Origin of the sequence: Halorhodospira halophila, assembly GCF_016653405.1 — a bacterium.
Taxonomy (GTDB): domain Bacteria; phylum Pseudomonadota; class Gammaproteobacteria; order Nitrococcales; family Halorhodospiraceae; genus Halorhodospira; species Halorhodospira halophila_A.
Genome location: NZ_NHSN01000015.1, coordinates 50891 through 62380 on the forward strand (window position 1 = coordinate 50891; position 11490 = coordinate 62380).

At 68.1% G+C, this 11490-nt stretch carries 10 protein-coding genes (1 of these 10 running past the window's edge); 3 read left to right on the top strand and 7 right to left on the bottom strand.

Annotated elements, in window-relative coordinates; all coding sequences use genetic code 11:
* Positions 1–1232: the 5' portion of a putative bifunctional diguanylate cyclase/phosphodiesterase gene (locus tag CCR79_RS04655; RefSeq protein ID WP_201169264.1), read on the bottom strand. 460 nt of this gene lie to the left of the window's left edge; the window shows 1232 of its 1692 coding nt (coding positions 1–1232); the start codon lies at positions 1230–1232; its stop codon lies off the left edge, out of view.
* A gap of 298 nt (positions 1233–1530) precedes the next feature.
* On the opposite strand from CCR79_RS04655, the gene CCR79_RS13795 reads away from it, so the two are divergent.
* On the top strand, positions 1531–2028 hold the full coding sequence (locus tag CCR79_RS13795; RefSeq protein ID WP_274601234.1) for a type II secretion system protein: 498 nt from the start codon (positions 1531–1533) through the stop codon (positions 2026–2028).
* A 264-nt stretch (positions 2029–2292) separates the two neighbouring features.
* Here CCR79_RS13795 and CCR79_RS04665 read toward each other — a convergent pair whose 3' ends face one another.
* The 6 genes from CCR79_RS04665 to CCR79_RS04690 all read right to left on the bottom strand — a co-directional run bounded on the left by CCR79_RS04665 (position 2293) and on the right by CCR79_RS04690 (position 9654).
* Positions 2293–2937 carry a nuclease-related domain-containing protein gene (locus CCR79_RS04665; RefSeq protein ID WP_201169265.1) on the bottom strand — a complete coding sequence of 215 codons (645 nt, stop codon included), beginning with the start codon at positions 2935–2937 and terminating at the stop codon, positions 2293–2295.
* Positions 2938–3028: 91 nt separating this feature from the next.
* On the bottom strand, positions 3029–4180 hold the full coding sequence (locus CCR79_RS04670; RefSeq protein ID WP_201169266.1) for an MFS transporter: 1152 nt from the start codon (positions 4178–4180) through the stop codon (positions 3029–3031).
* A 62-nt stretch (positions 4181–4242) separates the two neighbouring features.
* On the bottom strand, positions 4243–5847 hold the full coding sequence (locus tag CCR79_RS04675) for a BCCT family transporter (RefSeq protein ID WP_201169267.1): 1605 nt from the start codon (positions 5845–5847) through the stop codon (positions 4243–4245).
* 216 nt (positions 5848–6063) lie between these two features.
* A complete protein-coding gene (locus CCR79_RS04680; protein WP_201169268.1) occupies positions 6064–8040 on the bottom strand; it encodes an ATP-binding protein in 1977 nt (658 codons plus the stop codon).
* 76 nt (positions 8041–8116) lie between these two features.
* Positions 8117–8857: a flagellar motor protein MotB gene (locus CCR79_RS04685; protein WP_201169270.1), complete on the bottom strand. Its 741-nt coding sequence runs from the start codon at positions 8855–8857 to the stop codon at positions 8117–8119.
* Entirely contained in the window at positions 8854–9654 is an 801-nt protein-coding gene (locus tag CCR79_RS04690; protein WP_201169273.1) for a MotA/TolQ/ExbB proton channel family protein, read from the bottom strand. The genes CCR79_RS04685 and CCR79_RS04690 overlap by 4 nt, the downstream gene beginning before the upstream one ends.
* Before the next feature lie 232 nt (positions 9655–9886).
* Between CCR79_RS04690 and CCR79_RS04695 the strand changes: the two genes are divergently transcribed.
* Both CCR79_RS04695 and CCR79_RS04700 read left to right on the top strand, forming a co-directional pair.
* Positions 9887–10765 carry an EamA family transporter gene (locus CCR79_RS04695; protein WP_201169276.1) on the top strand — a complete coding sequence of 293 codons (879 nt, stop codon included), beginning with the start codon at positions 9887–9889 and terminating at the stop codon, positions 10763–10765.
* An 85-nt stretch (positions 10766–10850) separates the two neighbouring features.
* A complete protein-coding gene (locus CCR79_RS04700) occupies positions 10851–11417 on the top strand; it encodes a phospholipase D-like domain-containing protein (RefSeq protein ID WP_242510826.1) in 567 nt (188 codons plus the stop codon).
* The last annotated feature ends 73 nt before the right edge of the window (positions 11418–11490 follow it).

Consider the following 11490-nt stretch of genomic DNA (forward strand, 5'->3'; position numbering starts at 1 on the left):
CCGGTCTCCGCGAGCGCCCGCTCCAGATCGCCGATCAGTCCGTCGTCGTTGAGGTTGCGTGCGGAGAGGTTCAACGCCACGTGCCAGGGGCGACCGTCGCGCTGGAGCTCAGCCAGATCGCGCAGCGCGGCGGAGACCACCCAGGGCGTCAGCTCGTGGATCAGGTGGCTGCTCTCCAGCTGCGGGATGAAACGCACCGGGGTCAACAAGCCGTGCTCCGGATGCTGCCAGCGCAGCAGCGCCTCGGTACCCACCACCCTCTCCTGCTCCAGGTGCCATTTGGGCTGGTGGTAGAGGCAGAGCTCACCGTGGGAGACCGCACGCCGGAAGCCGCTGAGCAGCACCAGGTTCTCGCGGCTGGTCTGATCACTGCCGGCATCGTAAACGCGCTCGCGCTCGCCCCGCCGGCTGGCCAGATCGGCGGCGATGGTCGCGCGCTGGATCAGCTCCTCGGCGCTGGCGCCGTGCTCCGGATGGTCGGCCCGCCCGAAGGTCAGGTTCACGTAGAGCGGCACCCCATCGGCGACCAGGGGCTCCATAAAATGCGCGCGGATGCGCGCGCGGACATCATCCAGCCGCTCCCCGTCGACGACCACCGCGAACCGCTCCCCGTGGAGGTGGTAGACCCCGGCATCGCCCTGGCACGAGGCCTGGAGCCGCTGCACCACGCCACCAATCAGCCGCACGCCCACCTCCGGGCCGAAGGTGTTCACCAGCTCGGTGTAGTTGTCGAAGATGGCCACCAGCACCGAGAGGCGCCGCGGGGCGTGTCCGGATACCGGCGGCTCCAGCGTCCGCTCCAGCGCCTGGCGCAGCGGCTGCTGGCTCGGCGCCCCGCTGACCGGGTCCTCGCCGAGCAGGCGGGCCACCGCCTGACCGAGCATGCCCACCACACCGCCGACAAAGACAAAAAAGGCAGTGCGGTAGATCCAGTTGACCGGGTCCTGCATCTCGCCGGTGGCGGTATCGATGGGCATCCCCGGCCCCAGAGCGAGCCCGCCGGCCAGCCCCGCGGCCACACCGCCGGCGGCACCGAAGAGCGCGGCGCCGAGCAGCACGGGCAGGTACATGATGTGGGAGAACGCGTACCGGATACCGCCGGTCTGCCAGACTAGGAACGTGGTCGCGGCGACGAGGGTAGCGATCCCGGCCACGGCCAGCCAGCGGCGCAGGCCGGCGGGGTGTTGCCAGCGCGTCAGGGCCAACGCCAGCGCGCGATCCATCCTTGCCATGCAGGGGCCCTTTCCGTAGCCCTGGTGAGGGCACCGCCATGAAGCGACACGGTGCCGCATGACTGCAACCGTATCGCAACCGGCACGGACCGACCACCCCACCCACTCACGCGGCTCCCACCGAACCGCGCCCCGACACCAACGCCCCCACAATCCACAAGTACATTCACAAGGGGCGCTGCCCAGCGTAGACTGTCCCCAAGGCGCGCCGCGCACCGTTCTCACCGACATCAGGGAGACGGACCCAAGCGACGGTCGCGCCCCATTGGATCGAACCGGAACCGGGAGACCCCCATTGATGAAAGACACAACGAAGCAGCTTCAGGGACATCGCTCGATGACCCTCGTCGAACTCGCCAAGCAGCATGTGCATCGCATGAGCAGCGAGCCGCGCCGCCGCCGTCAGCGTGAGGAAGGGTTCACGTTGATTGAGTTGGTTATTGTTTTGGTTGTTCTGGGTATTCTGGCGGCGATTGCGGTGCCGCAGTTTACGGGTCTTCAGGAGCGTACCCAGCTTGCATCTCTTGCTACGGCTGCAGCTTCAGGAGCCAGCAATGTAGCAACCGACGAGGCACTTTCCGGCGGCACGTGGCCCGGTGGCACTTTTGCAGAAAGCAATCTTGACGACCTTATTGATGATTGGGATAACTATCCGTGGGATTCGGCAAGCGACCTCGACATAAGCGAGGACAACAGAGATGATTGCGAAGGCGCTCATTTCACGGTCCCCGATGTCGAAGCTGGCAATATCGTCGGCCAAAGAAATGCGTGTCTTACCGTCCCTAGTAGTGACTGAGGGACAGTCACCTTGGTCTTATATCCCCCGATATTATCTTCGGGGGGTACCTCCTCTTTCACAAATCGGCACAATCCAGCTCACCCCTAAATAGTCGGTTCTGAATAACCGGCTATGCCGGAACGCCGGCGGATTCCGGTGCGCCCACCAGCGGGCGCTAACCACCCAGACGCGAGAGCAGCCACCCCAGTAGAACGCGCAAAAGAGCTGGCATGGCCCGCAGCAGGAGCCGGATGTTGTGCCCGGCGGCGGCCAAAACAGCGTTCATCTCCCAGAAACCCGCTCCTGAACATTCCTTCGGTGTCGCAAGTCGGTCTTGATGGACCGAACCAGCCTACCCTGCTCGATCGCTTGGATGATCTTTTCCACCTCATCTTCCGGTAAAATCGGCCGCTTTTTTGACTTGATATACCGGATCACCCCCCTGCCGTAGGTCACGTTGTCCGGCATATCAGTCTTGAACCGACCCTCCCCGATGAACACCACCACAGAGAATACCTGATCATCCCTTAAATCCAGCAGCTGCTGCAGGGCGCGGACATGCTTGTTGTTCTGGCGCAGGGGATTCTGAAATTTTCTGGAGTGCCTGTAGATCTTTTGCGTCCAGGTTTTCTGGTTCGGCTTCCCGTATATCCAGCCCTTCATGTTCTTGGTCTCCACAACGAAGACCCCATAAACCGATACGATGATATGATCGATTTGAGTCGTCCCGTCCGCAGTGGGTAGCGTGACGTTGCGGATCAGGTGATACGACTCTCGGTCGAGAGAAAGACGAATCAGCAGGTTGATTACTACCTCGCCGAGCGCACCCTTGAACCAGGGCGTCCGCACAACGAGCACGAGGACGACCGCGGGCACCAGGTACCACAGCATTCCCATGAGCGGGTCCAACACAGCAAAGAAGTCCATTCCCTTATCCTCTTCCCGGAACCGCCCATAGCGACGGGCGAGCATCCGCCAGGGCGCGCAACCCTCGCTGCGGGCCCATCCTATCTAGGCTTTAGCGTTCCACACCCACCGGCACCCCCCAGTCGAGCAGCAGCCCCGTGGCCGGCGGCGAGAGCGCGGTGGCGAAGGACATGGCGGCGTGGGCCAGGGCGCGAATGCCGCCGAGGTTGTGGATGCCGTAGAGCTCCGCCCACAGGGCGTTGATGGCCGGGGCACCGACGCCGGCGGAAAGACCGGCCAAGAGCATATAGGCCGGCACCACCCAGGGTCCGGTGAACACTGCGGCGAGCGTCAACCCGGTGAGCAGCGGCAGCAGGGCCAGCGGCAGGGCGCGGCGGGCGGTGATCCGATCCACCCACGGCCCGCCGAAGAGCAGTCCCACCACGTGGGCGGCGGCGAAACCGAGGAACGAGGCGGCCATCAGCTCCAGCGGCCAACCGCGGGTGTCGGCGATGTGGACCTGATGGAAGAAGAGGAAGGTCACCGCCGTGGGGGCGGCCAGCACCCCGGGCAGGTAGAACCACATCCGCCGGTCGCGGAGCACGTCGCGGCGCCGCCAGCCGGCGCCGGCCGGCTGCTCATCAGCCAGGCGCTCGATGCGTCGGCGCCGGGTGCCGTGACCGCGCAGCAGAACCAGCAGCGCCGGCAATCCGATGAACAACAGTAATGCGGCCACCAGCAGCCATACCTGCTGCCACGCCAGGAAGGCCATCAGCACCACGGCACTGGCCGGCAGCACCGCCTCGGCCGCCGGCAGGCCCAGGGCGGCAAGGCCCAGGGCGCGGCCGCGCCGGGCGTCGAAGTAGCGCGCCATGCTGCTGAAGGCCATGTGGGTCATCAGCCCCTGGCCGCTGAGTCGCAGCAGCAGGAGTGCCAGCAGGAGAACGGCCGCGTGCTCCGCCACACCAAGCAGCAACGCCCCGGCGGCCAGGCCGATTACGGTGGCGGCGGCAAAGACGCGCAGGTCGATACGATCCAGCGCCCGACCCAGCCAGACCACCGCCGCGGCACTGCCCAGGGTGGCGATGCCGTAGTAGAGGCCGAAGCCGCCGTGGCCCAGGTCGAAGGTGGCGCGGATCGGCTCGCTGAACAGCGAGACGAAGAAGGTCTGCCCGAAGCCGGAGAGGGCCGCGGCCAGCAGACCGAATCCGAGAAAGCGACGGTTCTCAATAACGAACCGCAGGTATTCGGATCCGCCTGCCAAGGCCGCGATGCCTCCCTCCGTTCCGGTGGGTGGGTGGACTCCGTGCCGGAGTCGGGCGCCGTTCAGCGCCCGGCCGGCTTCTCCGCCCGGGCCGGCTCACCGTCGATGGCCGGCTCCTCACCGTCAGCCAGGTGCATCGCCATGCGCGGCGCGTACCACAGCGACGGCAGCAGGATCAGCGACACCGGCACGGCGGTGACTACGATGAACGACTGCAGCGCGGTGATGCTGCCCTCGCCCATAAGCATGAGGATCATCGCCATCACGCCGAGCACCAGGCCCCAGAAGACCCGCAGCCAGGTGGCCGGCTCGTCGCCCTCGCTCATGGTCAGCGAGATGGTGTAGGTCATCGAGTCCGAGGTGGTAGCCACGAAGATGGTGGTCAGCACCAGGAAGAGGACGGCGATGATCGCACCGAAGGGCAGCTGCTGCGCGATCGCCATCATCGCCGCGGGCAGCCCGGCCTCGTGGTACGGCTCGGAGACGGCGCCGGGCGTGGCCAGCTCGAAGGCGATCCCGGAGCCGCCGACGATGGCGAACCAGAAGCAGGTGGCCACCGGGGCGAGCACCGACATGGCCAGCACGATCTGGCGGATGGTGCGCCCGCGCGAGATCCGCGCGACGAAGATCGCCATCAGCGGCCCGTAGCCCATGAACCAGCCCCAGAAGAAGACGGTCCACCAGTCCAGCCAGGCCGGATCCTCGCGGAAGGTGGCCATGGGCACCAGGTTGTCCACGTAGGCGCCCATGCCCTGGACGAAGCCGTCGATGATGAACGCCGTCGGGCCGAAGAGCAGGATGAAGGCGGCCAGGAACAGCGCCAGCATCACGTTGAAGCGGCTGAGCATGCGGATGCCGCGGTTCAGCCCGGTGATCGCCGAGAACAGGTAGATGGGGATTACCGCCAGCAGCACCGCCGCGGGCAGCCACACGCTATCCGGCAGCCCGAAGAGATCGCTCAGCCCGTAGGCCACCTGCAGCCCGAGGAAGCCGAGCGGCCCCACCGTACCGGCCACCACGGCGATCACGCAGAAGGTGTCGACGATCGCCCCCGGCGTGCCGTGCATGATGCGCTCGCCAAAGAGCGGGTAGAGCAGCGTGCGCGGCTTCAGCGGCCAGCCCCGGTGGTAGTGGAGCTGCATGAGCATGCCGCCGGTCAGCGCGCCGAGGATCGACCAGGCCAGGAAGCCCCAGTGCATGAAGCTCTGCGCCAGCGCGGGGACGGCCGCCCCCTCCTCGCCGCCCTCGATGCCCAGCTCGGCGGCGAACAGCGGCGCCGGGTCCATGAAGTGGGCGATGGGCTCGGCGGCCGCCCAGAAGACGCCGCCGCCGGCGAGCAGCGTGGCCATGATCATGGCCAGCCAGGAGAAGTTGCTGTAATCCGGCTGGTCGTTGCCGACCCGCAGCCGGCCCAGCGGGCTGAAGGCCATGACCAGGGCGATCAGGAAAGTGGCGAGCATCAGCAGCTGCCAGTACGCGCCGAAGTACTGCGTGGCGTAACCGAAGGTGGTGTCCACCGCGGCGCTCAGCCAGTCCAGATCCAGCGCCGCCATGGCGATGAAGGCCAGGACGAAGCCACCCGAGAGCACCATCACGGTGCGCTCGTTGCCGCGAATCTCGCGTTCGGGCACAGCCTGGCGGTTACCCGCCGTTTCGGGTTGGGACATGGGGAATCAGGCTCCGTTTCGTCGTGCGAAGGGCCACGACCACCCCGCCTGCACGGGCTCGGACGCACAAAACTGGGGCAGCCCCGGGGGAAAGGCGCTGAACGGTACCGCTTCGATTGCACAATTTCAAGGCACCAGCCCCAGGGAAACCGGGCCGTTGGCCACCGAGAGCGGCGCCACACGGGGCTTTCAGGCGCCCCGGGCCCTGCACCACCGTCAGCCGCGGCCGGTGCCGCCCCGGCGGACCCACTCGAGCACACGCGAGAGTTCGTCGCGGTCGAGGGGCTTGGTCAGGGTGGCATCACTGCCCTGGCGGGCGCAGTCCTCCCAGACCTGCTCCACGGCGTGGGCGGTGCACATCACCACCGGCGTGCGGGACCAGCCGCGCTGCGCCTCACGCTCGCGCAGGATCCCGAGGGCCTGGCACCCATCCATGCCGGGCATCTGGACGTCCAGCAGGAGCAGATCGGGGCGCTCCCGCTCCCACTGCGCAACCACCGCCTCGCCGTCTTCGACCACCGTGACCCGGCACGTCTGCTGCTCCAGAAGGGTTCGGATCAACAGGGCGTTGGTTGGCTCGTCCTCGGCCACCAGCACCTGCAGCGGCGCGTCCGTCGCGGCCCCCTTGGCCGTCGGGGCTGCGGCCGGCGCAGCGTCACCATCCGCCGGGGGCTCCGTTGCCGGCAGACGAGCTGTGAAATGGAAGGTCGATCCGGCCCCCGGGGTGCTCTGCACCCCGAGCTCACCGCCCATCAGGCGAACCAGCTCCTTGCAGATGGTCAGTCCCAGCCCGCTGCCCTCCTGCCGGCGGAAGACATCGTCGCCCTGGGTGAAGGCGCGGAAGATGCGCTGCTGATCCGTCTCGGAGATCCCCGGCCCGGTGTCGGTAACCGCCACCAGCAGCCGGTCATCGCCGTCCGCCGGGGCCACGGTGATGGTCACACTGCCCTGCTCGGTGAACTTGATGGCGTTATTCGCCAGGTTGTAGAGCACCTGACCGAAGCGTACGGCGTCCCCCTCGACCCACTCCGGGACCGCCGGATCGACGGTCAGCGTCAGCGCCAGCCCCTGCTCGGCGGCCAGGGCCTCCAGCAGCTTGCTCTCGTCGGCCAGGTAGGCGCGCAGCTCGAACGGCTCGCGCTCGAGCCGGAGTTCGCCGGCCTCGAGCCGCGACAGGCTGAGCAGGGTGTCCACCAGCCCGAGCAGGGTTTGGCTGGCGGTGCGGCACAGCTCCACGTAGCGGCGCTGCTCGTCGTCGAGCCGGGTATCCTCAAGCAGCCCGGTGAAGCCAACCACGGCGTTGAGCGGCGTGCGCAGGTCGTGGCTGACCGCAGCGAGGAAGGTGCTGCGGTCTCGGTCCGCCTGCTTGCGCGCCCGCTCAAGCTCCATGCGTTCGGTGATGTCGTAGAGCGCGCCCTGGAAGACCTGGCGCCCGTTGGCCGGCAGCTCCACCATCTGCCAGATATCCCGGACCCAGCGGGTGGAGCCATCCCGGTGGCGGATCCGATAGCGCAGATCCCCCACCCGCTCCCCCCGGCTCCGGATGGCGGCGTCCTCGACATCGACGCGCTCGCGGTCATCCGGGTGGATCAGATCCGACCAACAGCTCGTCCGATCCAGCAGGTAGGCTCGGTCGTAGCCGGTGATCGACTCCACGGCCCCGCTAAGCAGAAGAATCCGGTAATCCTCCGGATCGATCTGATAGGCAATCCCCAGAAAGCCCTCGAGGAAGCGGCGGTAGCGCTCCTCACTCTTGCGCAGCGCGTGCTCGGTCTCTTTCTGTTCGGTCAGCTCGCGGATGATGGTCGAACAGCGCTGCGCCTCACCGTGCTCATCCCTGTGGATGATCAGCGTCTGCAGCACCGGGATCGAGCGGCCGTCCTCCACGCAGAGCACCGCAGTCTCGCCCTGCCAGACCCCGTCGCGCCGCGCCGCCGGAAGCCCCTCATCGAGGACGCGCCGGGTCGCCCACTCCGGGTGCGAATCGGCGATGCGCTGCTCCAAGGGCTTGTCCGGGCGCGGCTCGCCCATGATCCGGCGCATGGCCGGGTTTCGGTAAAGCTCGCAGCCACCGCGCAGGTCCGCGACGCCGACCAGCTCGGGGGCGGCCTCGACCATCTCCAGCAGCTCCGCCGGCGCGATTTCGTGTCCGCCGATGCCGCGCTCCACGCCCCCACCATTGCCACTGGCCATCCGAGACTCCGCTTGCTCAAAGCATTCAAAGGTACCACGCCCCGGGGCCCACCCGGCGCCGGCGGCCCCGCGCGGGTCAGTCGTCCGCTTCGATCAGGTGCACGTCCACACGCCGGTTGCGGGCGCGCTGCTCGGGGGTGTCGTTGGGCTCCAGCGGCCGCGTCTCGCCGTGGCCCTGGGCGATCAGCCGTTCCGGCGTGATCCCCGCGTCCTTGAACACGTGCACCACCGAGATCGCCCGGGCGGTGGAGAGCTCAAAGTTGGAGCGAAAGCGGTCGCTGCGGATGGGGATGTCGTCGGTGTGTCCGGTCACCCGGATCAACCCCGGGGTATCCGACAGCACGCCGGCGACCCGCTCGAGCACCGGCACGAAGGGGTCGCTGATCTCCTTGCTGCCCAGCGCGAAGGCGGCCCGCTCGGGGAAGCGCAGTAGTACGCCGTCCTCGCCCTCGCCCAGCTCCACCTCGCCGGCGGCGAGTTCCTCGGCCAGGGCGTCCTGCAGCGCCTCGAGGATCTCCGCCGTCTCGTCGTACTCCGGATCCGAAGGCGGCAGGTCATCCCGGACCTCCTGCTCCGGGGTCGGTGCCGGCCCCTCCAGGTCTACCACCGTCGGCGCGGCCTGCGGCGTGTCCTCCTGCACCACCGCGGGCCCGAGGACCTGGCGCAGGGACTCGGCGAGCTGCTGGTAGCGTTCGTTGTCGATCACAGACATGCTGTAGAGCATGACGAAGAAGACCACCAGCACCGCCATGAGGTCGGCGAAGGTGGTCATCCAGGCGGGCGAGCCGCGCGCGGTGGCCTTACTGCGGTATCTCATCCCTGGTTCCCGGAACCCTCCGCGGCCGTCTGCCCGGCGGGGGCGGCCACGGCCCCGCGCTGGCTCGGCGGCAGGTAGTTGGACAGCACCTCGTCGATCAGCCGCGAGTTGTAGCGCTTGTGGATGCAGGTCACGGCGTCGATGATCAGCAGGTTGTTGGTGTACTCCCGCTGCGCCCGGACCTCCAGGTTGTCGGCGATGGGCAGGGCGACGAGCTGGGCGAACAGCGCGCCGTAGAGGGTGGTCAGCAGCGCCACGGCCATACCCGGCCCGATGGCCTCCGGGTCTTCCAGGTTGCCGAGCATCTGCACCAGCCCGACGAGGGTGCCGATCATGCCGAAGGCCGGGGCCTGCTCGCCCATGCTGCGGAAGATACGCTGCCCCTCCTCGTGGCGCTGCATGGACAGCTCCAGCTCCTCGCGCAGGATGCGCTGCACCAGCTCCGGCTCGACGCCGTCCACCGTCAGGTCCAGCGCCTTGCGGAAGAAGGGGTTGTCGACCTCGGCGTCCTCCAGGACCAGGAAGCCGTGCTTGCGGACCTGGGTGGCCAGCTCCTTGGTCTGGGCGATGAGCGCGGCGGGGTCGTCCTGACGCCGTTTGAAGGCCTGGCCGGCTACCCGCACCGAGTTGATGACTTGTTGGAGCGAGAACTTGATCAGCGTCGCCGAGAAGGTGCCGCCGAAGACGATGAGCACCGCCGGCAGGTAGAGGAACTGTGCCGCATCGCCGCTGGCGGCGATGGCCGTGACGATGATGGTGATGCCGACCAGCAGCCCGCCGAGGGTCGCTTTATCCAATATTCGCCTCCAGGGTGTGCGCCACCGTGCGCTGCGACGGCTAACAGGCGGTTAACGCCCTATTCTGCCGCGCTGCCCGCCCACGTCCACCCCTGCGGCGGCGCAGCGGCTGCGCCGTTGGCGCGCCGTAGGCCGCAGCGCGGGGCGCGCGTGCGCTCCGCAGGCCTTGTCACGCCCGCCGCTGTCGCCAACACTACGCCGGCCGCACACACAGACCCGACAACCGCGATCGATGCCGTACCTGCTCCTGGTCACCCTGCTCTGGGCCTTCTCCTTCAGCCTGATCGGCGAGTACCTCTCCGGGCAGGTGGATGACGACTTCGCCGTCCTCAGCCGGGTGGCGCTGGCCGCGCTGGTCTTCCTGCCCCTGGCGCGCTTTCGGGGCCTGTCACCGTCGCTCGCCGGCGGGCTGATGCTCCTCGGCGCCCTGCAGTTCGGGGTGACCTACCTGTGCCTGTACCGCTCCTTCGCCTATCTGACGGTGCCGGAGGTGCTGCTGTTCACCATCACCACGCCGCTCTACGTCGCCCTGCTCGACGACGCACTGCACCGACGCTTCGCGCCGGTGGCGCTGCTCGCCGCGGGTCTGGCGGTGCTCGGCGCCGGGGTGATCCGCTACGACGGCATCACCGATGAGTTCCTGCTCGGCTTCCTGCTGCTGCAGGTGGCCAACGCCGCCTTCGCCGCCGGACAGGTGGGCTACAAGCACCTGCTGCTGCGCCACCCCATCGACGCCCCGGCCTACCGGGTCTTCTTTTTCTTCTTCCTGGGCGCACTGCTGGTCGCCGCCCCGAGCTTCGCCGTATTCGGTGACCCGGGCCTGATGCCCGACAGTGGGCTGCAGTGGGGCGTGCTGCTCTGGCTGGGCCTGGCGGCCTCGGGGCTGGGCCTCTATCTGTGGAATCAGGGGGCCCGCGTGGTGGACGGTGGCACACTGGCGGTGATGAATAACCTGCTGGTCCCCGCCGGCTTGCTGGTCAACCTGCTGCTCTGGGACGCGGATGCCGATCTGCTGCGGCTGGCCGTTGGTGGGGGCATCATCGTCGCCGCGCTGTGGATCAACGCCCGCTTCTCGCGCTACGCCGTGCTCGGCGCCGGGAGACCAACATGATCCATGCGCTCCGCCGGCGACGGGCGCTGCACGTGGCGCCCGCGCTGGTTTTGTTGGCCGCCCTGGCCGGCTGCGCCAACGCGTGATGCTGGCCTCGCCCTACTTCGTACCCGGCGCCGAGGGCACGGCGGGACTCACCGGCCTGGCGCAGCGCGGCGTGACGGTCTCGGTGCTCACCAACTCGCTGGCCGCCACCGATGTGGCCCTGGCCCACAGCGGCTACGCCCGCCGCCGCCACGCCCTGCTGGAGGCTGGCGTGGCGCTCTACGAGCTGCGCCCCAGCGCCTGGCAGCACTACCAGGCCGACGCCGCCTTCGGCCTGGGCGCCTCGCGGGCGAGCCTGCACACCAAGGGGGCGGTCTTCGACGGCGACGAGATCTTCCTCGGGTCGTTCAATCTCGATCCGCGCTCGGCGCACATCAACACCGAGCTCGGCGTCTTCGTCCGCGACTCCGAAATGGCCACGGCGCTGGAGACCATCTTCGAACAGGCCACCGACCCGCGCTTCGCCTACCGGGTGCGCCTCTCCGAGCGCGGGGCCCTGCGCTGGGAGGACGACACCCGCACGTACCGGCGCGACCCCAAGGCGGGATGGTGGCGGCGCTTCGTGGCCAGTTTCGCGCGCCTGCTGCCCATCGAGTCGCAGCTTTAGCCGCCGGCCCCGGGCCCTCGCGCCCTGCTTCCCTTTCGACGGTTGCGGTTTTGCACCCCGGTGTGCTTAATTG